21 protein-coding genes are annotated in these 21,657 nt (G+C 71.6%); 15 read left to right on the top strand and 6 right to left on the bottom strand.

The features are described 5' to 3' along the window. The first annotated feature begins 15 nt into the window (after positions 1 to 15). The 9 genes from PJ985_RS11340 to serC all read left to right on the top strand — a co-directional run bounded on the left by PJ985_RS11340 (position 16) and on the right by serC (position 9,484). Positions 16 to 1,722, top strand: a complete 1,707-nt coding sequence (locus tag PJ985_RS11340; protein ID WP_271683533.1) for a sensor histidine kinase — start codon at positions 16 to 18, stop codon at positions 1,720 to 1,722. Next, on the top strand, positions 1,722 to 2,174 hold the full coding sequence (locus tag PJ985_RS11335; RefSeq protein ID WP_271683532.1) for a roadblock/LC7 domain-containing protein: 453 nt from the start codon (positions 1,722 to 1,724) through the stop codon (positions 2,172 to 2,174). The genes PJ985_RS11340 and PJ985_RS11335 overlap by 1 nt, the downstream gene beginning before the upstream one ends. Then, on the top strand, positions 2,171 to 2,527 hold the full coding sequence (locus tag PJ985_RS11330; protein WP_271683531.1) for a DUF742 domain-containing protein: 357 nt from the start codon (positions 2,171 to 2,173) through the stop codon (positions 2,525 to 2,527). Before PJ985_RS11335 ends, PJ985_RS11330 begins: the two co-directional genes overlap by 4 nt. Next, on the top strand, positions 2,508 to 3,140 hold the full coding sequence (locus tag PJ985_RS11325; protein ID WP_443033459.1) for a GTP-binding protein: 633 nt from the start codon (positions 2,508 to 2,510) through the stop codon (positions 3,138 to 3,140). The genes PJ985_RS11330 and PJ985_RS11325 overlap by 20 nt, the downstream gene beginning before the upstream one ends. Beyond that, positions 3,137 to 4,429, top strand: a complete 1,293-nt coding sequence (locus PJ985_RS11320) for a cytochrome P450 (protein ID WP_443033458.1) — start codon at positions 3,137 to 3,139, stop codon at positions 4,427 to 4,429. The genes PJ985_RS11325 and PJ985_RS11320 overlap by 4 nt, the downstream gene beginning before the upstream one ends. Further along, positions 4,426 to 5,703, top strand: coding sequence for a cytochrome P450 family protein (locus PJ985_RS11315; protein WP_271683529.1), 1,278 nt, complete (start codon positions 4,426 to 4,428; stop codon positions 5,701 to 5,703). Before PJ985_RS11320 ends, PJ985_RS11315 begins: the two co-directional genes overlap by 4 nt. Continuing rightward, complete coding sequence (locus PJ985_RS11310; RefSeq protein ID WP_271683528.1) at positions 5,700 to 6,983, top strand: cytochrome P450; 1,284 nt, start codon at positions 5,700 to 5,702, stop codon at positions 6,981 to 6,983. Before PJ985_RS11315 ends, PJ985_RS11310 begins: the two co-directional genes overlap by 4 nt. After that, on the top strand, positions 6,980 to 8,227 hold the full coding sequence (locus PJ985_RS11305) for a cytochrome P450 family protein (protein WP_271683527.1): 1,248 nt from the start codon (positions 6,980 to 6,982) through the stop codon (positions 8,225 to 8,227). Before PJ985_RS11310 ends, PJ985_RS11305 begins: the two co-directional genes overlap by 4 nt. 138 nt (positions 8,228 to 8,365) lie before the next feature. Continuing rightward, entirely contained in the window at positions 8,366 to 9,484 is a 1,119-nt protein-coding gene (gene serC, locus PJ985_RS11300; protein WP_271683526.1) for a phosphoserine transaminase, read from the top strand. Positions 9,485 to 9,587: 103 nt separating this feature from the next. Here serC and PJ985_RS11295 read toward each other — a convergent pair whose 3' ends face one another. Then, entirely contained in the window at positions 9,588 to 10,421 is an 834-nt protein-coding gene (locus PJ985_RS11295; RefSeq protein ID WP_271683525.1) for an ABC transporter permease, read from the bottom strand. Continuing rightward, the gene (locus PJ985_RS11290) at positions 10,418 to 11,461 is read right to left on the bottom strand and encodes an ATP-binding cassette domain-containing protein (protein ID WP_271683524.1); all 1,044 of its coding nucleotides are present in this window, start codon (positions 11,459 to 11,461) and stop codon (positions 10,418 to 10,420) included. The genes PJ985_RS11295 and PJ985_RS11290 overlap by 4 nt, the downstream gene beginning before the upstream one ends. Positions 11,462 to 11,597: 136 nt before the next feature. Between PJ985_RS11290 and PJ985_RS11285 the strand changes: the two genes are divergently transcribed. Then, complete coding sequence (locus tag PJ985_RS11285; RefSeq protein WP_271683523.1) at positions 11,598 to 12,353, top strand: TetR/AcrR family transcriptional regulator; 756 nt, start codon at positions 11,598 to 11,600, stop codon at positions 12,351 to 12,353. A 135-nt stretch (positions 12,354 to 12,488) separates the two neighbouring features. Here PJ985_RS11285 and PJ985_RS11280 read toward each other — a convergent pair whose 3' ends face one another. Both PJ985_RS11280 and PJ985_RS11275 read right to left on the bottom strand, forming a co-directional pair. Then, positions 12,489 to 13,439: an alpha/beta hydrolase family protein gene (locus tag PJ985_RS11280; protein ID WP_271683522.1), complete on the bottom strand. Its 951-nt coding sequence runs from the start codon at positions 13,437 to 13,439 to the stop codon at positions 12,489 to 12,491. A 105-nt stretch (positions 13,440 to 13,544) separates the two neighbouring features. Next, complete coding sequence (locus tag PJ985_RS11275; RefSeq protein WP_271683521.1) at positions 13,545 to 14,600, bottom strand: hypothetical protein; 1,056 nt, start codon at positions 14,598 to 14,600, stop codon at positions 13,545 to 13,547. 78 nt (positions 14,601 to 14,678) lie between these two features. Between PJ985_RS11275 and PJ985_RS11270 the strand changes: the two genes are divergently transcribed. Further along, positions 14,679 to 15,659: an aldo/keto reductase gene (locus tag PJ985_RS11270; RefSeq protein ID WP_271683520.1), complete on the top strand. Its 981-nt coding sequence runs from the start codon at positions 14,679 to 14,681 to the stop codon at positions 15,657 to 15,659. Positions 15,660 to 15,823: 164 nt separating this feature from the next. Here PJ985_RS11270 and PJ985_RS11265 read toward each other — a convergent pair whose 3' ends face one another. Together PJ985_RS11265 and PJ985_RS11260 are read right to left on the bottom strand one after the other, a co-directional pair. Beyond that, a complete protein-coding gene (locus PJ985_RS11265; protein ID WP_271683519.1) occupies positions 15,824 to 17,314 on the bottom strand; it encodes an MFS transporter in 1,491 nt (496 codons plus the stop codon). Positions 17,315 to 17,395: 81 nt separating this feature from the next. Further along, positions 17,396 to 17,839, bottom strand: coding sequence for a MarR family winged helix-turn-helix transcriptional regulator (locus PJ985_RS11260; protein WP_271683518.1), 444 nt, complete (start codon positions 17,837 to 17,839; stop codon positions 17,396 to 17,398). A 248-nt stretch (positions 17,840 to 18,087) separates the two neighbouring features. On the opposite strand from PJ985_RS11260, the gene PJ985_RS11255 reads away from it, so the two are divergent. From PJ985_RS11255 to PJ985_RS11240, 4 genes are all read left to right on the top strand, one after another. Then, on the top strand, positions 18,088 to 18,414 hold the full coding sequence (locus PJ985_RS11255) for a DUF2530 domain-containing protein (RefSeq protein ID WP_271683517.1): 327 nt from the start codon (positions 18,088 to 18,090) through the stop codon (positions 18,412 to 18,414). Positions 18,415 to 18,455: 41 nt separating this feature from the next. Then, positions 18,456 to 20,840, top strand: a complete 2,385-nt coding sequence (locus PJ985_RS11250; protein WP_271683516.1) for an HAD-IC family P-type ATPase — start codon at positions 18,456 to 18,458, stop codon at positions 20,838 to 20,840. Between the two features lie 67 nt (positions 20,841 to 20,907). After that, positions 20,908 to 21,162: a type II toxin-antitoxin system Phd/YefM family antitoxin gene (locus PJ985_RS11245; protein WP_271683515.1), complete on the top strand. Its 255-nt coding sequence runs from the start codon at positions 20,908 to 20,910 to the stop codon at positions 21,160 to 21,162. Continuing rightward, the gene (locus PJ985_RS11240) at positions 21,155 to 21,592 is read left to right on the top strand and encodes a PIN domain-containing protein (protein ID WP_271683514.1); all 438 of its coding nucleotides are present in this window, start codon (positions 21,155 to 21,157) and stop codon (positions 21,590 to 21,592) included. The genes PJ985_RS11245 and PJ985_RS11240 overlap by 8 nt, the downstream gene beginning before the upstream one ends. Positions 21,593 to 21,657: the final 65 nt, after the last annotated feature.

The raw sequence follows: 21,657 nt of genomic DNA, 5'->3' as shown, positions 1-21,657 counted from the left end.
CCACGAGGACTCCGATTGAAATCAGCGCACACACCCCCGGCGCGCCCCTGGACGGAGCGGCCCCCCCTCCGCCAGTCCTTGCTGGTCCTGCTGGTGTCCGTAGCCGTCAGCGGGTCAGCCACGCTGTGGGGGGTGTACGCCGCCCCCGCCACGTTCCAGGTGCCCCTCGCCTGGGGGGCCGGTGCCGCGGCCCTGCTGCTGTGCGCCGCCGCCGTGGTCACGTCCTATCACCTGCAGAAGTCCGCCCTGCTGCGCGTGCGCGTCGGCGCCCTGGAGCAGGAGACCGCACGGCTGGCCGCGGAACACGAAGCCCAGGTCCGGCACCTGGCCGACGAGACCGTACCGGTGCTGGTCCGTCAGCTGCGGAACGGCGCCTCGCCGGACACCGCGCTCGCGAACACTCCACGGCCCGCGCACGACGCCCACGCCCGGGTGCTGCGGCAGCTCGCCGAGGAGGTCGGCCGTGGAGCCTCGGCCCGGGCCGCCGCCATGGCCGCCTGCGCGAACGCGGCCGGGCGCATGCAGGCGCTGGCCACCAGCATGCTGGCGGACCTGCGGGACATGGAGCACCGGCACAGCGACCAGGACGTGCTGGGTGATCTGCTGCACCTGGACCACCGCACCGCCCAGGCCGGCCGGCTCGCCGACAGCATCGCGGTACTGACCGGCGCCCGCTCCGGCCGGAGGTGGGCCAAGCCCATCGTCATGGAGAGCGTCCTGCGCGGCGCGATGGGCCGGATCAGCGGCTACCAGCGGATCCGGCTGCACTCCGCGACGAACATCGCGGTCGCCGGCCATGCCGCCGAAGGCGTCATGCACGCCCTGGCCGAGCTGCTCGACAACGCGGCCAACTTCTCCCCGCCCACCGCCGAGGTCCACGTGTACGTGGAGGAGGTCCCGGCAGGCGTCATCATCACGGTCGAGGACAGCGGGCTGGTCATGGGGGACGTCGCGCTGCGCCGCGCGGAGCGCGCGGTCTCCTCCGCCCCGCTCGACCTGACGACGCTGTCCGGCACCCGGCTCGGCCTCGCCGTGGTCGGCTGTCTCGCCCGGAAGCACCACCTGTCGGTGTCCTTCCGGCCCTCCGCCCGCGGTGGGACCGGCGCGCTGGTGAGGATCCCTCAGGAGCTCATCACCCGGCCCCAGCAGAATGTCCCGCAGGCACCGCAGGAGCGGCCCGGGCAGCCGTACATCCCGGATAATGCCGCCCCGCTCACCAGCGGCACCGTCCCGCGGGCCGCCGAACAGGGCCCCTCGGCCCGGGGCATCGCGGAGCAGGCGGTGCCGCAGCCGCGGACGCCGGCCCGGCCGGCTCCCGGGGCCGGATCACCCCTGCCGGGGACCGTCGGCTCCGGGCACGACACCGGGTCCCACCGCACCGGCGAGGTCCGTGTCCCCGCGCAGCCTTCGGACGACTTTCCCGGGCACTCCGGAGCGGAGCACACCACCGCCGGACCGGAGCCGTCGGACGCCTCCCGGCACGACACGGCCCAGAACCTGCCCGAGTTCGGCAGCACCGGGCTGCCGAAGCGGCGTCGCGGCCACACGCTGGCCTCCGCCCACCCGCAGACTCCCAAGCCCCAGCCCTCGGCCGGCTCCCCCGGTACCACCCACTCACCGGCGGCCTCCGCGGCACGGTTCGGCGCGTTCCGCCGGGCCGTCCAGGGCCGGGACACCGCAGCCGACACACCCTCTTCTTCCCATCCGGAGGACGGAACCTGATGACCGCACCATCCACGGGGGCACACCTCGGGCCGACCAGTGGCGCCGTCGGCACGCTCGACTGGCTGCTGGAGAGCCTGCTCCAGCGCACCCCCGGGGCCAGGCACGCCCTGGTCCTGTCCCGCGACGGCCTGAAGCTCTGCCGTACCCCCGAGCTCTCGGAGGACCAGGCCGACCAGCTGGCCGCCATCTCGGCGGGCATCCAGAGCCTCTCGCACGGCGCGTCCATCGAGTTCGGCAACGGCTCCGGCGGGGTCCGCCAGGCCATGACCGAGTTCTACGGCGGCATCCTGTTCATCGTGGAGGCCGGGGCCGGCGCCCACCTCGCCGTGGTGGCGACGGAGGACGCCGATGTCGGCCTCATCGGACACAACATGAACGAACTGGTGGAGCAGCTCGGCGAGCACCTCGTCGCCCTGCCGCGAGCCACGGAAGCCGGCGGCACGGCGTGAGCCGCCCCGGCCGGAACGACGATCCGGACCGGCTGTACACCCTCACCCGGGGTCGCAGCCGGTCCGACTCTGACGCGTTCGACCTGGTCACCCTCGTGGTCAGCGAGTGCGACCCCACGCCGGGAATGCAGTCCGAACACGTCACGATCCTGCGCATGTGCCGCTACCCGACAGCGGTGGTGGAGATCGCCGCCGACCTCAGGCTGCCCGTCAGCATCGTGAAGATCCTGCTGTCCGACCTGCTGGACACCGGCCGGATCACCGCCCGCCACCCACGGATGTCCCCGTCCGCGGCGCAACTACCCGACCCCACCATCCTGGAGCAGGTGCTCGTTGGACTCCGCAATCTCTGACACAGGCCCTGTGGTGCACAGCTCCGAAGAGTCGCGGCCCCGGCTGCGCAGCACCGCCGACAACGGACTCAAGATCGTCGTTGTCGGCGGGTTCGGCGTGGGCAAGACCACGATGGTCCGGTCCGTCAGCGACATCCGTCCCCTCAACACCGAGGAGACGATGACGCAGGCCGGTCAGAACATCGACGACACGTCCGGCGTGCAGAGCAAGTCGGCGACGACCGTCGCCTTCGACTTCGGACGGATCAGTCTCAACGAGCAGACCGTGCTCTACCTGTTCGGTGCGCCCGGACAGGAACGCTTCTGGTTCCTGTGGGACCGGCTGTTCTCCGGGACCCTGGGCGCGGTCGTCCTGGTGGACACCCGGCGGCTCGCCGACTCCTGGTACGCCATCGACCGCCTGGAGCACCACGGGACACCCTTCATCGTGGCCCGCAACGACTTCGGCGGTCCGCCGCACAGCGAGGAGGCGGTCCGGGAGGCACTGGACATCTCCGGGGACGTCCCCATGATCGCCTGCGACGCCCGGTCCCGGGAATCCAGCAAGCAGGTGCTGATCAAACTGGTCCAGCATCTGCACTCGCTGTCCTCCGCCCGGAAGGCCGCTCTGTGACCGACCAGTACCTGGCCGGCGGAGCACACCCGGCCGGCTGTCCCGCGCACGCGGACGCCGTACCGCTCAGCGGGCCGCGCTTCCACACCGACCCGGCCGAGCTCTACCGGGAGATGCGCCGCGACCACGGCACGGTGGCCCCGGTGGAGCTGCTCGGCGAGGTGCCGGCCTGGCTGGTCATCGGCTACCGCGAACTCCACCAGGTCACCAGCGACCCGGTGCTGTTCAGCCGGGACTCCGAGCTGTGGAACCAGTGGGAGCGCATCCCCGCCGACTGGCCACTGCTCCCGATGATCGGGCGCCGGCAGCCGTCGATCCTCTACACCGTCGGGAACCGGCACCAGCGGCGGTCGGCCATGGTCAGCAACGCCCTCGACGGTGTCGACCCGTTCGACCTGCGCCGCCACGCCGAGCAGCTGGCCGACACCCTGATCGACTCCTTCTGCGGCAACGGGCGGACCGACATCATCGGTGACTACGCCAAGCTGCTGCCGATCCTGGTGCTCGCCCGCGTCTACGGCTTCCCCGACGCGGAGGGCCCCGGTCTCGCCAAGGCCCTCAACGACATGATCGACGGCGGGCCGGACGCGCTGCGCGGGCAGCAGCACCTGGCCGTTTCCATGCAGCAGCTGGTGGCCCTCAAGCACCGGGCCCCGGGGCACGACGTGGTCTCCCGGATGCTCGCCCACCAGCCGGCCGAGTTCACCGACGAGGAGGTCTTCCAGGACCTGATGGTGATGTCGGCGGCCGGCCACCAGCCGACCGCGGACTGGATCGGCAACTCCGTCCGGCTGATGCTCACCGACGACCGCTTCGCCGCCTCGCTCAGCGGCGGCCGGCACAGCGTCGCCGCAGCCATGAACGAAGTCCTCTGGGAGGACACCCCCACCCAGAACGTGGCCGGCCGCTGGGCCTCCCGCGACACCCGGCTCGGTGGCCGGCACATCCGCACCGGCGACCTGCTGCTGCTCGGCCTCGCCGCCGCCAACAGCGACCCCCAGGTGCACCAGGCACAGCACGCCGGCACCGCCCAACAAGGCGGTCTCACCGGCGGGAACAGCGCCCACTTCTCGTTCGGGCACGGTGACCACCGCTGCCCGTTCCCGGCGCAGGAAGTCGCCGAGGTCATCGCCCGGACCGGCATCGAAGTCCTGCTCGACCGGCTGCCCGACATCGATCTCGCGACACCCGCGCAGACCCTCGTCCGGCGGCCCTCTCCCTGGCTGCGAGGCCTGACGGAGCTCCCGGTCCGGTTCACCCCAACCCCTGCCGTGGGAGGCACCGCATGAGCTGTCCAGTGACGTCCCGGGAAGCCCCGGGACGCATCGCCCTCGACCCCTTGGTCCAGGACCTGCGCGGGGAGGGCGCCCGGCTGCGGGCCGCCGGGCCGATCGCCCCCGTCGAGCTGCCCGGCGGAGTGCCGGTCTGGGCTGTCACCCGCCACGCCGAGGCCCGGCAGCTGATGACGGACTCCCGGCTGGTGAAGGACATCAACGTGTGGGGGGCCTGGCAGCGCGGCGAGATTCCGCAGGACTGGCCGCTGATCGGGCTCGCCAACCCGGGCCGCTCCATGCTGACCGTCGACGGCGCCGAGCACCGGCGGCTGCGCACCAAGGTCGCCCAGGCGCTCACCCCCCGCCGGGTCGAGGCGCTGCGCCCCGGTATCGAGGCGGTCACCGCACAGCTGCTCGACGAACTGGCCGCCCAGGGCGCGGACGGTGAGCCGGTGGACCTCAAGGCCGCCTTCGCCTACCCCCTCCCGATGGCCGTCATCAGCGAACTGATGGGCATCGACTCCGCCGACCACCCCCGGCTGCGCGAACTGTACGACGCCTTCTTCAGCACCCAGACCCCGCCGGAGGAGGTCCCGGCCGTTCTCGCCGAGCTGTACGGCCTGTTCAGCAAGGTGGTGGCCGCCAAGCAGGCCGACCCCGGCGACGACCTCACCAGCGCCCTGATCCAGGCGGACGAGGGCGGCGAGCCGCTGACCGACGAGGAGCTCGTCGGCACCCTCCAGCTGATGATCGCGGCCGGTCACGAGACCACCATCAGCCTCCTCGTCAACGCGGTGCGCGCCCTGCTCACCCACCCCGACCAGCTCGCCCTGGTCCTCGCCGGCGAGGTCTCCTGGGAAGCCGTGGTCGAGGAGACACTTCGCTGGGACACCCCCACCTCGCACGTCCTCATCCGGTTCGCCACCGAGGACATCGAGATCTCCGGCGCCGTGATCCCCCGGGGCGACGCACTGATCACCTCCTACGTGGCCATCGGGCGCGACGAGGAGCAGCACGGGCCGAGCGCGGACGCCTTCGATGTCACCCGCTCACCGATCCGCCACATGTCCTTCGGCCACGGGCCGCACGTGTGCCCGGGTGCCCCGCTGTCCCGGCTCGAGGGCCAGATCGCCCTCCCGGCGCTGTTCGACCGCTTCCCCGGGCTGACCCTGGCCGTGCCCGACACCGAGCTGCGCAACAAGCCGGCCGTCACCCAGAACGACCTGTACGAATTGCCGGTCCGGCTCACCGCACCGGCTGTCGCACCGACCGCGGACAGTGCCTCATGAACGCCTCCCCCGTTTCCCCCGAGTCCGCCACGGGCCCGCCGCCCGGCTGCCCCGCGCACGCCGGCACGGTGCCGCTCAGCGGACCGCGTTTCCACACCGACCCCGCCGGGCTCTACCGGGAGATGCGCCTGGAGCACGGCCCGGTCGTCCCCGTCGAGCTTCCCGGTGAGGTGCCGGCCTGGCTGGTCATCGGCTACCGCGAGATGCACCAGGTCACCAGCGACCCGGTGCTCTTCCCCCGGGACAGCGGGCTGTGGAACCTGTGGCCGGACATCCCGGCGGACTGGCCGCTGCGTCCGATGATCGGGCAACGGCAGCCGTCCATCTACTACACGGTGGGTGCCGAGCACCAGCGTCACGTCGCCATGGTCGGCAGTGCGCTGGAGGGCGTCGACCCGTTCGAGCTGCGCCGGACCGCCGAGCAGCTGGCCGACGCCCTGATCGACGCCTTCTGCAGCAACGGGGAGGCCGAGCTCGTCAACGACTACGCCAAGCTGCTGCCGGTGCTGGTCCTCGCCCGGATATTCGGGTTCCCGGACGCCGAGGGCCCCGGTCTGGCGCGGGCCCTCAACGCCCTGGCCGACGGCGGTGCCGACGCGCTGGAGGCCCACCAGTACTTCGGCGCGCGGATGCAGGAGCTGGTGGCCGCCAAGCGGGCCCGCCCGGGAGCGGACGTCGCCTCCCGGATGCTCGCCCACCCGGAGCCGTTCACCGACGAGGAGTACGCACTCGACCTGATGGCTCTCACGGCCGCCGGTCACCTGCCCACCGTCGACTGGATCGGCAACTCGCTGCGGCTGATGCTCACCGACGACCGCTTCGCCGCCTCACTCAGCGGCGGCCGGCACAGCGTCGCCGAAGCCATGAACGAAGTCCTCTGGGAGGACACCCCCACCCAGATCCTGGCCGGCCGCTGGGCCGCCCGCGACACCCAGCTGGGCGGCCGGCACATCCGCTCCGGCGACCTGCTGCTGCTCGGCCTGGCCGGCGCCAACAGTGACCCGCAGGTGCACCAGGGCCCCTCGGCCACCGGGTTCACGGGCGGCAACAGCGCGCACTTCTCGTTCAGCCACGGCGAGTTCCGCTGCCCGTTCGCGGCCCAGGAGATCGCCGAGGTCATCGCCCGGACCGGCATCGAAGTCCTGCTCGACCGGCTCCCGGACACCGACCTGGCCGTTCCGGCCCGGACCCTCGCCCGGCGGCCGTCCCCGTTCCTGCGGGGGATGTCGAGTCTGCCGGTCCGGTTCACTCCCACCCCCGCTGTCGGAGGCCACCGATGAGCTGCCCCGTCACACCGCCCGCCGGCGGCACCGGCCCCCTCGCCATCGACCCGCTGGTGCAGGACCTCACCGGGGAGACCCTCCGGCTGCGCGAGGCCGGACCGCTCACCCGCATCGAGCTGCTCGGTGTCCCCGCCTGGACCGTCACCCGGCATGCCGAGGCCCGCGCCCTGCTGACCGACGCCCGGCTGGTCAAGGACATCAACGCCTGGGGGGCCTGGCAGCGGGGCGAGGTCACCCGCGACTGGCCGCTGATCGGCATGATCGACGTCGACCGCAGCATGTTCAACACGGACGGTGCCGAGCACCGGCGGCTGCGCACCAAGACCGCCCAGGCGGTCACCCCGCGCCGGCTGGAGAACCTGCGTCCGGTCATCGAGGGGATCACCGAGAAGCTGCTCGACGAACTGGCGGCGGCGGGCGCGGACGGCGCGCCGGTGGACCTGAAGTCGGTGTTCGCGCTGCCGCTCCCGATGACGGTGATCAGCGAGCTGATGGGGGTGGACGCCGCCCACCACGCCCGGCTGCACGAGCTGTACAAGGCTTTCTTCAGCATGCTGACCCCGCAGGCGGAGCGGCTCGCCGTCATCGCGGAGCTGGACGAGTTCTTCACCGGGGTGGTCGCCGAGAAGAAGGCCGCCCCCGGCGACGACCTGACCAGCGCCCTGATCCTCGCGGACGAGGGCGGGGAGCCGCTGACCGACGAGGAGGTGGTCGGCAACCTCAAGGCGATGGTCGCGGCCGGTCACGAGACCACCATCAGTCTCATCGTCAACGCGGTGCGTGCCCTGCTCACCCACCCCGACCAGCTCGCCCTGGTCCTCGCCGGCGAGGTCTCCTGGGAGACGGTGATCGAGGAGACGCTGCGCTGGAACACCCCGACCACGCATCTGCTGATGCGGTTCGCCACCGAGGACATCGAGATCGCCGGCACGGTGATCCCCCGGGGGGACGGTCTGGTGATCTCGTACCGGGCCATCGGCTGGGACGAGGACCAGCACGGCCCGTCCGCTCACCTCTTCGACATCACCCGGCCCACCCCGATCCGGCACCTGACGTTCGGCCACGGCCCGCACATCTGCCCGGGGGCCGCGCTCTCCCGGCTGGAGGCCCGGATCGCGCTGCCGGCGTTGTTCGCACGTTTCCCGGCCCTGGCGCCGGCCGTGCCCGACCGCGAGCTGCGCAACATGCCGGTGCTCACCCAGAACGATCTCCAGGCGTACCCGGTCCGGCTCACCGGCTGACACGCCCGGCTCCGGGGCCGTGGTCAGGTCGGCCCCGGAGCCGTGACCAGGGGACGACCGTCCCACGGACCGGAGTATCCGTCTCAGCGGACGGACACTCCGGTCCGTCCGCTGCGGCGAGGGGTTACCCTCCGGAACGTGGCTGACATCCAGATTCCCGCTGATCTCAAGCCCGCCGACGGTCGTTTCGGCTCGGGTCCCTCCAAGGTACGGACGGAGGCACTCGACGCCCTGGCCGCGACCGGCACCTCGCTGCTGGGCACCTCCCACCGCCAGGCACCGGTGAAGGACCTCGTCGGCCGGGTCCGTCAGGGCGTGTCCGCCCTGTTCTCCCTGCCGGACGGCTACGAGGTGATCCTCGGCAACGGCGGGACCACCGCGTTCTGGGACATCGCGACGCACGGGCTCATCGAGAACAGGTCGCAGCACCTGACGTTCGGTGAGTTCTCCTCGAAGTTCGCCAAGGCAGCGAAGCTCGCGCCCTGGCTGGAGGACCCGTCGGTGATCTCCGCCGACCCCGGCACCCTGCCCTCCGCGCAGGCCGAGGCCGGTATCGACGTCTACGCCCTCACCCACAACGAGACCTCCACCGGGGTGGCCGCCCCGATCCGCCGGCCGGAGGACGCCGACGAGGGCGCGCTGGTACTGGTGGACGCCACCTCGGGCGCCGGCGGGCTGCCGGTGGACATCACCGAGACGGACGTCTACTACTTCGCCCCGCAGAAGTGTTTCGCCTCCGACGGCGGGCTGTGGCTGGCGGCCTTCTCCCCCGCCGCCCTGGAGCGCGCGGAGCGGGTGCACGCCTCGGGCCGGCACGTCCCGGAGTTCTTCTCCCTCCCGACGGCCATCGACAACTCCCGCAAGAACCAGACGTACAACACCCCCGCGCTGTCGACCCTGTTCCTGCTCGCCGAGCAGCTGGACTGGATCAACGGCCAGGGCGGTCTGGAGTGGGCGCTCCGGCGCACCGCGGACTCCTCCGCCCGGCTCTACTCCTGGGCGGAGAAGTCCGCACACGCCACCCCGTTCGTCACCGACCCGGCGCACCGTTCGTGGGTCGTCGGCACGATCGACTTCGCCGAGTCCATCGACGCCGCGGCGGTCGCCAAGGTGCTGCGGGCCAACGGCATCGTGGACACCGAGCCGTACCGCAAGCTGGGCCGCAACCAGCTGCGGGTCGCGATGTTCCCGGCGGTCGAGCCGGCGGACGTCGAGGCGCTGACCCACTGCATCGACCACGTCATCGAGCGGCTGTAGGTCCCGGGGTTCCCCCGATACGCTGCGGGCCACCGGGCTTCCCGGTGGCCCGCGGCGCGTTCCGGGCGGGCGCGTCCGGTCCCGGGCCGGACGCGCCGCCGCGTCACCGCGCCAGCGACTGGAACTTCCGGACGGCCAGGGGCAGGAACACCGCGGTGAGGAGCAGCGGCCAGACGACCGCCATCAGCAGGGCGTTCTCCTCGATCCAGCTGCCGCCGGTGGGGAGCGGGTTGCCGAAAAGTTCGCGGGCCGCGTTCGCGGTGGAGGAGACCGGGTTCCACATCGCCAGGGCGCCCAGCCAGGTGGGCATTTCGGAGGGCGGGGTGAAGACGCTGGAGATCATCCCGAACGGGAAGGCGACGGCGAACAGGTTCCCCGCCGACTCCTGGTTCTTCACCATCAGACCGAGCAGCACCCCCACCCAGATCAGCGCGAACCGCAGCAGCAGCAGGAGGGCGAAGGCGGCGACGGTGGAGGGCAGGCCGCCGTCCGAGCGCCAGCCGATGACCAGCGCGATGGTGGCCAGCACCACCAGGTCCAGCCCGGCGTGCAGGACGTCGGAGACGCCCCGGCCGGTGACCACCGCCGAGGAGGCCATCGGCATCGACCGGAAGCGGTCGGTGACGCCGCGCTCCTTGTCGACGACCACCGCCATCGCGGTGTTCATGAACCCGAAGGCCATGGTCATCGCGAACAGGCCGGGCATCGCGTAGGTCTTGTAGTCGATCCCCTCGCCCAGGTACATGGCGCTGCCGAAGACGTAGACGAAGAGCAGCACCGAGACGATGGGGAAGCCCAGTTGCCAGGCGATGATCGACGGCTGCTTGACCAGATGGGTCAGGTCGCGGCGGACGATGGTCCAGCAGTCGGCGAACGCCCAGTACAGGCGGCGTTCGGGGCCGGCCGGGTCGGTGGGCGGTGTCGTTGTGGCGCTCATCGGGTGGTCCCCTCCAGGGCCGTCGGGTCGTCGGCGGGCTGTGCGCGGGGGCTGTCCTCACCGGTGCTTCCGCCGGTGCCGTCCCCGGAGCCGGCGGGCCGGCCGGTGAGCCGCAGGAACACCTCGTCGAGGGTCGGGCGGCGGAGCCCGATGTCCTGCACGGTGATTCCCTCGTCCTGCAGGGTCCTGGCCACCTCGGTGAGCGCGGCCACCCGGTCGGTGACGGGGGCGTGCACCCGCAGCTCGGCCTCGTCCGTGCGCGGTGCGGCGCCGTCGGCGACCCGGGACACGGTCCTGACGGCCGCCGGGAGGTCGGCGGCGTCCTGGACGACCACCTCGATCCGGTCGCCGCCGATGGCCCGCTTGAGCCCGGCCGGGGTGTCCTCGGTGATGTTCCGGCCGTTGTCGATCAGCGCGATCCGGTCGGAGAGCTGGTCGGCCTCGTCCAGGTAGTGGGTGGTGAGCAGCACGGTGGTGCCGCCGGCCGCCAGGGTGCGCACGGCTTCCCAGACCTCCATCCGGCCGCGCGGGTCCAGGCCGGTGGTCGGCTCGTCGAGGAAGAGCACGTCGGGGGCGAGGAGCATGCTGGAGGCCAGGTCCAGCCGCCGGCGCATCCCTCCGCTGAAGGTCCGCGGCTGCTTGTCGGCCACCTCGGTCAGGCCGAACTGCGCGAGGAGTTCGCCGGCCCGGCTCTTCGCCCGGGCGCCGGTCAGGTGGAACAGCCGGCCGAACATCTCCAGGTTCTGCCGGGCGGTGAGGATCTCGTCCACCGCCGCGCTCTGACCGGTGAGGCCGATACGGCGGCGCACCTGGCGGGGTTCGGCCGCCACGTCGAAACCGCCGACCGTGGCCCGCCCGCGGTCCAGCCGGATCAGCGTGGACAGGATCCGGATGGCGGTGGTCTTGCCCGCTCCGTTGGGGCCGAGCAGCCCGTAGACCGTCCCGCGGGGCACGGCGAGATCGAAGCCGTCCAGTGCCTTGTTGTCCCCGTATCGCTTGTGCAGCCCTTCGGCCAGCACAGAGTGGTCGGGAGCCCTCACGAGCCTTCCCCCTTCGACGCTTCGGGTGGTGCGGCACCCTGACTGGGTACACCGTACTCAATCTTGCGTACGGTGTACCCAGAAGTCAAACGTACGGTGTAGTCGCACGGCCCACGCAGCGGAGAAGGCGAGCACCATGACGACGGCACACAGCGGGAGCGGCGACCTCCGGCGCAGCATGGCGCTGCTCTGGGAGGGGAAGGAGCCGGCCGCCCGGGGGCCCCGCCCCGGGCTCTCCCTGGACCGGATCGTGACCGCGGCGGTGGAGCTGGCCGACCGGGAAGGGCTCGCCGCGCTGTCCATGCGGAAGGTCGCCGCCGAGCTGGGGGTCGGCACCATGTCGCTGTACCGCTACGTCCCCGGCAAGGGCGAGCTGCTCGACCTGATGCTCGACCACGTGAACGGCCCCACGGAGCCGCTGGAGGAGCACCGCGGGAAGCACTGGCGGGTGCTCCTGGAGTACATCGCCGAGGGCACCTGGGAGCTCTACACCGCGCACCCCTGGCTGCTGCAGGTCAACCAGACCCGCCCGGTCCTCGGCCCGAAGGGGATGGCCGGCTTCGACTTCGCGCTGGCCGCGCTGAACGGCCTCGGCCTCAGCGGGCCGGAGAAGATCGGGATCATCCTGGCCGTCGACCACTTCGTCACCGGCACGGCCCGGACCTTCGTCCTCCAGCAGCAGGTCGGCCGCGAGTCGGAGCTGACCGACGAGGAGTTCTGGGAGGCCCAGGGCCCCTACCTGGAGCGGGCCATGGCCGGCGGCTCCTACCCGGAGGTCGCCGCCCTGCCCGAGGGCGCCTTCGACTTCGACGGCCGGCAGGCCCTGGAATTCGGCCTGCGTCCGCTTCTCGACGGCCTCCAGCTGTTCATCGACAGCAAGCAGCCCTCCTGACCGTCAGGGCTCCGTACACACACCGGTGGCGGCCGCTGATCAGCGGCCGCCACCGTGCTGCACTGTCCCTTGCTCCTCTGCTCCTCGGGCCGGGCCGCTTCAGTGAGGGCCGGCCCGGCCCGAGGTGTCAGACGGTCACCGGGGGCAGTTGCCCCGGAAGTCCGAGATGTTGCGGTCGGTCGGGGGCAGCGGGCACAGGAACTGGTCGTAGCGGGTGTCATCGTCCACGAACCGCTTCAGCCAGGAGATGGTGTACTTCGCGATCGTCGTGTTGTGGGTGTTCGGGGCGAAGTGCGAGGCGCCGTTCAGCTCCAGGTAGGAGCGGTCCGTCGAGCGCGACAGGCTCTCGTAGAACGGGATGGCGTGCGACCGGACGGAGGCGACGGAGTCCCGCTCCGCGCCGACGATCAGCGTGGGGGTGCTCACGCTGCCCCAGCGCTTGGACAGGTGCCACGGGGTGAGCGGGACGGCGGCCTTCACCGAGGGACGGGAGTCGACCGCTGACAGCACACCGCCACCGCCCATGGAGTGACCTATGAGCCCGATCCGGTTCGGGTCGACCCGGTGACGCTCGGAGCTCCGTCCCGTCAGGTAGTCCACGGCGGCCAGCATCTGACGGCCACGGGCCCCCGGCTGGTCGTACCGGCTGTTGGTGTCGATGATGAAGACCACGAAGCCCTGCGAGGCCAGCCGGTCACCCATCCAGGACATGGTGGACGCGGAGGCCGTGTACCCGGGGGTGATCACGACGCCGCCGAAAGTGCCGTCACTGGTGGTGGTCGGGTAGTGGATCGTGCCGCCACCGAAGCCGGAGACCAGCCCGGACACGCGGGTGGTCGAGGTGCGGTAGTGACCGGTCCGCGCTTCGATGCTGGAGACGGTCGGGTCCGGGCCCCGCTGGAACTGGCTCTGCGCCGAGACATCGGACTGCACCTGCGTGGTCTCGCCCGCCGAGGCGGAAGGCAGCCCGACAAGACCGGCGCCCCCGAGGGCGAATGCGGCGGCGACGCCCAGGGAGAGCAGGCGGCGGGGCTTGCGCTTGCGCCGCCCCGGCTGGGTGACGGCTTCGCTCTGAATCTGCGCCATGAGGGTGAGCTCCCTGAAGTGTGAGGGGATGGGGGTGCTCGAACACGCGTCATCGTGGCGCGCCGGCGAACCCTCACGCATCGGCGAAATCACCTGTGTTGTTACTCAGCGGTTCCGGTCGTGTTTCCGGAACAGCCGCCGCAGCGCCACCACCAGCACGGTGCCCAGAGCGAAGAGGAGCACCAGCCGCAGGGTTCCCTCGTCCCCCTCCGCGGCCCCGTCACCCTCGCCGCTCTCCCGGCCGTCCGCCCCGTCCCCACCGGCCCCCGGGCCGTCCCCGTTTCCGTCCTGTGCGCTCTCCGGCAGCAGCTCGCCCTCCAGCGGCACCGGCTGCACCGCGCTGCGCTCACCCTCCGAGCCGAACATCAGGGTGCGGCCGTCCGGCGTGAACGTCACCGACTCGCCCTGGCGCTGCATCGGCACGGTGACCATGCCGAGCGGCTCCGGTATGCCGTCCTCCCAGCGGAACATCTCGGCCGCGAAGTAGCCGCGCAGCAGCAGCCGGGTGCCGTCCGGGGAGAAGGCACCGCCCGTCACCCACAGGTCGGTGTCGTAGAGGCGTGCGAAGACGTTCACCGCACCGCCGGGGGTCAGCTCCTCGGGCCCGGAGTACACCGCGCCGCTGCCGTCCCGCTTCTTGCTCGCCAGGTAGACCCGGCCGGTGTCCGGATGCACCATGAGCGCCTCGGCGTCCCGGGGGCCGTCGTCGTACTGCACGGTGTACACGGTGGGGGTCAGCGTCACGTCGGCAAGCTCCGCGGGCTCCGCGAAGCGGTAGATCCACACATGCGGCCAGGCGCCGTCGAAATTGTCCCCGATGTCCCCGACGTACAGATCGCCCTCGGGGCCCAGATGGATGCCCTCCACATCCCGGAACTCCACGCCCTGGAGCGTGACGGTGGCGACGGTCTCCCCCGTCCCGCTGTCCACCGCGTAGATCTCCGGCGGGTAATCGCTGTCGTTGTGGGTCCAGTAGACCCCCGGATGCCGGTGACTCGCCTGCAGACCGCTGGACTCGACGATCCGCGGGTCCTCCAGGGTGAACGCGGCCGGAGCGTCCTCGCCGGACGTGTTCTCGGCAGCCGCGGGCGGTGCGACGGCAAGGGCGGCGAGCAGCAGCGAGGCCACGGCGGAGCACGGCACAGTCCAGGTCAGACGCATGGGTCCAGCCTTTCATCCCCGCCGGGCCACTCCTGCAGGGTCTTGCTTCGAGTGGACTCGACCACGTTGACTTCCCCCATGAAGTACACACATCTCGGACGCACGGGTCTCCAGGTCAGCCGCTTGGTCCTGGGCACCATGAACTTCGGACCGCACACCGACGAGGCGGACAGCCACGCGATCATGGACGCCGCGCTGGACGCCGGCGTCAACTTCTTCGACACCGCCAACGTGTACGGCTGGGGGGAGAACAAGGGCCGCACCGAGAAGATCCTCGGCAGCTGGTTCGCCAAGGGCGGCGAGCGCCGCGACAAGGTCGTGCTGGCGACCAAGGGCTACGGGCACATGGGCGCCCATCCCCCCGCCTGGCCGAACCACGACAAGCTGTCCGCCGTCAACATCCGGCGGGCCGTGGACGCCAGCCTCCAGCGCCTGGGCACCGACTACATCGACCTCTACCAGTTCCACCACGTGGACCGGGACACCCCGTGGGAGGAGATCTGGCAGGCCGTCGACGTCCTGGTCCAGCAGGGCAAGATCCTCTACGCCGGCAGCTCCAACCACGCGGGCTGGAATCTGGCGCAGGCCAACGAGACAGCGGCCCGCCGCGGCTCGCTCGGCCTGGTCAGCGAGCAGTGCCTGTACAACCTGGCCGAGCGGCGCGCCGAGATGGAGGTCATCCCGGCGGCGCAGGCCTACGGACTCGGGGTCATCCCGTGGTCGCCGCTGAGCGGCGGACTGCTGGGCGGCGCCATCCGCAAGGAGCGCGAGGGCGGCTCCACCCGTTCGGCCAAGGCGCTGGAGAACACCACGCTGCGCGAGCAGGTGCAGGCTTACGAGGACCTCCTCGCCGGCCACGGCGTGGAGCCGGGCGAGGCCGGCCTGGCCTGGCTGCTGACCCGCCCCGGGGTCACCGGCCCGATCGTCGGCCCGCGGACCCGCGAACAGCTGGACTCGGCGCTCCGCGCCATGGAGCTGGAGCTCAGCACCGAAGTGCTGGCCGGACTGGACGAGATCTTCCCCGGCCCGGGCCCGTCCCCGGAGGCCTTCGCCTGGTGACCCGGCGGCCCCTCGGCTGCCCGGCCCCGTCGGCCGAGGGGTCGGTCAGGAGCCCAGGGCGGCCGCCAGGAACACCACGGCGAACAGGACGACGAGCGCCCCGCTGACGATCCGCATTCTGGTCTTCGCGTCCACGGCTCCACAGTAGCCGGGCTGCGCGCGCCTCACTCCCGGGGAGTGGTGCTCCGGGAGTGAGGCGCCCGCCCGGCCCCCGTGCCGCCGGCCGGCTCTCCGGTGGACTCGGCCTTCCCCGCCTCTTCCGCCGGGGCCGCGCCCTCCGCGGTGGGGCCGGCGGCCTGCGGGACGCCGGGGCCAGGGGGCGCGGCGTCCGGGGTGCCGGCGTCCGCGTCGCGCGGAACGAACCGCACCGCATGCCGGCCGCGGCGCGGGTCGATGCGCACCCGCAGGCCGCCCAGCCGGGCCAGGATCAGTGCCACGGTCAGGGCGGACGCCGCGCAGAACAGCCCGCCGGTCAGCAGGCCCACGCGGGCGCCGAACGCATCGGTCACCCAGCCCAGCAGCGGGCCGCCGATCGGGGTGCTGCCGACGAAGACCATCATGAACAGGCTGATCACCCGGCCGCGCATCTCCGGGCTGCTGGCCAGCTGGAGGCTGGTGTTGGCGGTGATGATGAAGGTCATGCCGACCAGCCCGATGGGCACCATCAGCGCCGCGAACACCAGGAAGAAGGGGGCCGCGGCGGCGGTCATCAGCAGCACCCCGAACAGTCCGGCGACCAGCACGGTGAACCGCATCCGGCTGCTGCCGCGTTTCGCCGCCAGCAGGGCACCGGCCAGCGACCCGATCGCCATCAGGGTGTTCAGCAGCCCGTACGTGCCCGCGTCCGCCTGGAAGATCTGGTCGGTGAAGGCCACCAGCCAGATCGGGAAGTTGAACCCGAAGGTGCCGACGAAGGTGACCAGGACGATCGGCCAGAAGAGCTCGGGGCGGCTGCCGACGTAGCGGAGCCCGGCCCGCAACTGGCCCTTCCCACGCGGGGCCCGCTCCACGGAGTTCAGCTCGGCGGTGCGCATCAGCAGCAGCGCGGTGATGGGCGCGAGGAACGACAGGCCGTTGAAGAGGAAGGCCCACCCGCTCCCGACGGCGGAGATCATGACGCCGGCGACTGCGGGCCCGACGATCCGCGCCGACTGGAAATTCGCCGAGTTCAAAGAGATCGCGTTGCGCAGCAGGTGCGGGCCGACCATGTCGTGGACGAAAGTCTGCCGGGCGGGGTTGTCGACCACCGTCACCAGCCCGAGGACGAACGCCAGCGCATAGACGTGGTACTCGTTCACCTGGCCGCTCAGCGTGAGCGCGGCCAGCGCCAGCCCGGTGAGGCCCATCGCCGACTGGGTGCACAGCAGGAGCTTGCGCTTGTCCAGGCGGTCCGCCAGCACCCCGCCGTAGAGACCGAACAGCAGCATCGGCAGGAACTGCAGAGCCATCGTGATGCCCACCGCGGCCGCGGAGCCGGTGAGGGTGTGGATCAGCCAGTCCTGGGCGATCCGCTGCATCCAGGTACCGGTGTTGGAGACGGTGCCCCCGAGAAAGAAGATCCGGTAGTTCCGGACCTTCAGCGAGCTGAAGAGCGACGTGCTGGTCGCGCGGTGATCAGGTGCGGGGGCGGAAGCTGCTCCGGGTCCCGGACTCAAAGAACACACCTTTCCTGGTCTGGCTCCCGCAGGATCCGGCACCGGTGGGCCGTCCGTCCCCTGCCAGGGCTGTGCCGCTCGCTACTGGTGCGCGAGCTTGTGCAGTACCGGAGCGGCGGCCCGCAGGAGGGCCCACTCCTCTTCGTCCAGCCCGCCGGCCAGCTCGGTCAGCCAGGCGTTCCCCTGGCTGCGGCTCGCCGCGAGCATCTCCTCGGTCCGGTCGGTGGTGGACACGGTCTTCTGGCGGCGGTCGTCCGGGTGCGGCTCGAGGCGGACCAGGCCCCGCTCGTGGAGCAGGGCGATGATCCGGGTCATCGACGGCGGCTGCACATGCTCGCTGCGGGCCAGCTCCCCCGGGGTCATGGGTCCGCAGCGGTACAGGGTGCCCAGGGCCGACATCTCGGCGAGACTCAGCGACCGGTCGGCACGCTGGTGCCGCAGGCGGCGGGCCAGGCGCATGACGCCCACCCGCAGCGTGTTCACCGCGGCGGCGTCCTCGGGGGTTCCCAGCGTGGTCTGCGGCATGCACTCCACCCTAAGTCATTAGCTTGCCTAACGAAATACCGGCCTGGGTGATCCTCCGCACCCCGTGCCGGCCCACCCCGGGACTGCGGGGCCCCGCCCGGCCCCGCGTACCCCGCGCGAGGCGGGACGACCCCGATACTGGTCCCGGACTTCCCCGGAGCGAAACGTCCGGGACAAGGCGTCACCCGGCCGAACGGTGCTGGGTAGGCTGGGCGAAGACATGTGCGAACAGCGGGAGGACGGCAGAGATGCGCTGGGCTGAGCTGGCCAACGGCAAGCGGGAGGCCCCCGAGCCGCTCGAAGGGAACATCACCGCAGCGGTCGCGGCCGGCACCGGCATCTGGGCCCTGCTGTTCCTGGGCCAGCTGCCGTTCTACGGCTGGTACGCCGAGCACGGCCACGAGTGGTGGATCTGGTCCTGCCTGGTCGGCACCGGCCTGGGCCTCTTCGGGCTCTGGTATGCGAAGCGCCACGGCCCGGCGTCCACTTCCGCCGAACCCCAGGCACCCTCCCCGGGCCCCGACAGCACGACGGAGTCCGGAGCGGACGGGTCGGACGGCTCCGGGGGGGACTGATCAGCAACAATCCGGGGGACAACCGCAATCATGGCGACACCATGACGCCCGCCGAGGCCGGGGCGGCCGGTCAGCTGCGCGGACTGACCGCTGCCGAGGTGGCCGAGCGCGTCGCCCGCGGCCAGGTCAACGACGTGCCCGTGCGGTCGTCCCGCACCACCGGGGAGATCATCCGCGCGAACGTCCTCACCCTCTTCAACGGCATCATCGGCACGCTGTTCGCCATCATCCTGGTGGTCGGCCCGATCCAGGACGGGCTTTTCGGCTTCGTCATCATCGCCAACGCCCTGATCGGCATCGTCCAGGAACTGCGCGCCAAGAAGACCCTGGACAGCCTGGCCGTCATCGGTGAGTCCCGGCCGACCGTCCGCCGCGACGGCGTCAGCAGCGAAGTGCCGACGAGCTCGCTGGTCCTCGACGACCTCATCGAGCTCGGCCCCGGTGACAAGGTGGTCGTGGACGGGGTGGTCACCGAGGCCGAGAGCCTGGAGGTCGACGAGTCGCTGCTCACCGGCGAGGCCGACCCGGTCCTCAAACACCCCGGCGACCAGGTGATGTCCGGCAGCTTCGTGGTCGCCGGCGGCGGCTCCTTCACCGCCACCAAGGTCGGCCGCGAAGCCTACGCCGCGAAGCTCGCCGAGGAGGCGTCCCGCTTCACCCTGGTCCACTCCGAGCTCCGCAACGGCATCAGCAAGATCCTCAAGTACTGCATCATTCTGATGATCCCGGCGGCGATCGGCCTCATCATCAGCCAGCTGGTGGTGGAGCGGGCCGACACCTTCGAGGCCATCCGCCGGATGGTCGCCGGCATCGTGGTCATGGTGCCCGAAGGGCTCGTCCTGCTGACCTCCGTGGCCTTCGCGATCGGCGTCATCCGGCTGGGCCGCCAGCAGTGCCTGGTGCAGGAGCTGCCCGCCATCGAGGGCCTGGCCCGGGTCGACGTGGTCTGCCTGGACAAGACCGGCACCCTCACCGAGGGCGGCATGGACGTCGCGGAACTCCGGATGCTGGACGGCGCGGGGTCGGACGAGGCGCACTTGCGGCAGGTGCTCGGCGTCCTCGGCCAGAGCGATCCGCACCCCAACGCCAGTCTCCGGGCCCTCATCAACGCCTGGCCGGCGCCGGAGGGCTGGCACTGCACCGACCCCATCCCGTTCTCCTCGGCACGCAAGTACAGCGGGGCCACCCTGCACAGCCCCGGGGGGCCCGCCGGCACCTGGCTGCTCGGCGCCCCCGATGTGCTGCTGCCCGCCGGTCACCCGGCGCTCGCGGAGGTCGACGGCCTCAACGCCCAGGGGCTGCGGGTCCTGCTGGCCGGCCGGGCCGAGGAACCCGCCGGCACCGAAGCCGTCTCCCCGGTCGCGCTGATCGTCCTGGAGCAGCGGCTGCGCCCGGAGGCGGCCGACACCCTGCGCTACTTCGCAGCCCAGAACGTCGACGCCAAGGTCATCTCGGGTGACAACGCCGTCTCGGTGGGCGCCGTCGCCATGAAGCTGGGCCTGCCCGGCGCCGACCGGCCCGTGGACGCGCGCAAGCTGCCCACCGACCCGGGGGAGCTGGCCACGGCGGTCGAGCGCGGCACCGTCTTCGGCCGGGTCACTCCGCAGCAGAAGCGGGAGATGGTCGGTGCGCTCCAGGCCCGCGGCCACAACGTGGCGATGACCGGCGACGGAGTCAACGACGTGCTGGCGCTGAAGGACGCCGACATCGGGGTCTCCATGGGCTCGGGCTCGGAGGCCACCAAGGGCGTCGCCCAGATCGTCCTGCTGAACAACAGCTTCGCGACGCTCCCGTCCGTGGTGGCCGAGGGCCGACGGGTCATCGGCAACATCGAGCGGATCGCCAACCTCTTCCTGACCAAGACCGTGTACTCCGTGTTCATGGCCTTCGCGGTGATCATCAGTCAGGTGCCGTACCCGTTCCTTCCCCGGCATCTGACCCTGCTGTCCGCCCTGACCATCGGCATCCCGGCCTTCTTCCTCGCCCTCGCCCCGAACCGGGAACGGGCCCGCCCGCACTTCGTCCGCCGGGTGATGCGCCTGGCCGTCCCCTTCGGTCTCATCGCCGGCGCCGCCACCTTCACCACCTACCTGCTGGCCCGCTCGTACTACGGGGCCACCGAGGCCACCCGCACCGCCGAAACCAGTGCGGCCACCCTCACCCTCTTCCTGCTGGCCCTGTGGGTGCTGGCGATCATCGCCCGCCCTTACACCTGGTGGCGGATCGCCCTGCTGGCCGCCATGTGCGCGGGCTTCCTGACCGTCCTGGTCACCCCCTGGCTGCAGACCTTCTTCGCCCTGAACCTGAGCGGGCTTGCCATGCCCTGGGCCGCGGTCGCCCTGGCCGGCGCCGGCATCGTCGGCCTGGAGGCGGCCTGGCGGATCATCCCCCGCTACTGGCCGGACCTCCCCACCTCCCCGCACTGACCCGGCCCGCGGGACGGCCCGGCGTTCGGGGCCATCACCGCCGTAGTACGGGTAGTGCACTGCGGAGATGGAGACCACGACACGAGAGCTCAACCAGCGGACCGCGCAGGTACTGGCCCGGGTGGAGGCCGGTGAGACCGTCACGGTGACGAAGAACGGCCACCCGGTCGCCATACTGCGCCCGTACGGGGAGGAAGACCCGCCCGTGTTCTCCTTCCGGACCGACCCCATGGGCGTGGACGACAACGCCCCGACCTTCTGCGGAGACCCGGACCTCTCCGAGCGGACCGGCGAGCACTTGTCCGGGTTCGGCGATGACTGATCCACCCGTCGTCATCGCGGACACGTCCGCACTCCTTGCTTTTTTCAACCAGTCCGACAAGCATCACCAGGCAACCTGGGAAGGACTGGCCAGAGCCGGACACCTGGTCGTCTCCCCGTGTGTCCTGACCGAGCTCGACTACATCCTGGCCACCAAGCAGGGGTCGCCGGTCTCGAACGCCGTACTTTCCTACATCGCTTCCCGGACGGCTGCGGGGCGCTGGGAAGTACCTCCCGTGGGGCCGCACCTCCTCGCGGCACACGCGCTGCTGTCCGACTGTCCGGCCGTGGGTCTGGCCGACGCGATGAGCGTGGTGCTCGCCCGGGAATTCCGCACCGACGTCATCGCCACCCTCGACCGCAGGCACTTTCGCATGCTCCGGCCTCTGACCCGGCACGACGCCTTCCGGCTGCTTCCCGACGATCTCTGACCGCCCGCCCCGGAGAAGCTCCCGGACCCCGGCCGGGTGCGGAACCGGGAGCCCGGTCGTGGTTC

The sequence above is a fragment of the Streptomyces sp. ACA25 genome, assembly GCF_028200735.1.
GTDB lineage: Bacteria > Actinomycetota > Actinomycetes > Streptomycetales > Streptomycetaceae > Streptomyces.
The sequence above is the reverse complement of the archived record's forward strand: the minus strand, read 5'-3'. Positions and strand labels throughout refer to the sequence as shown.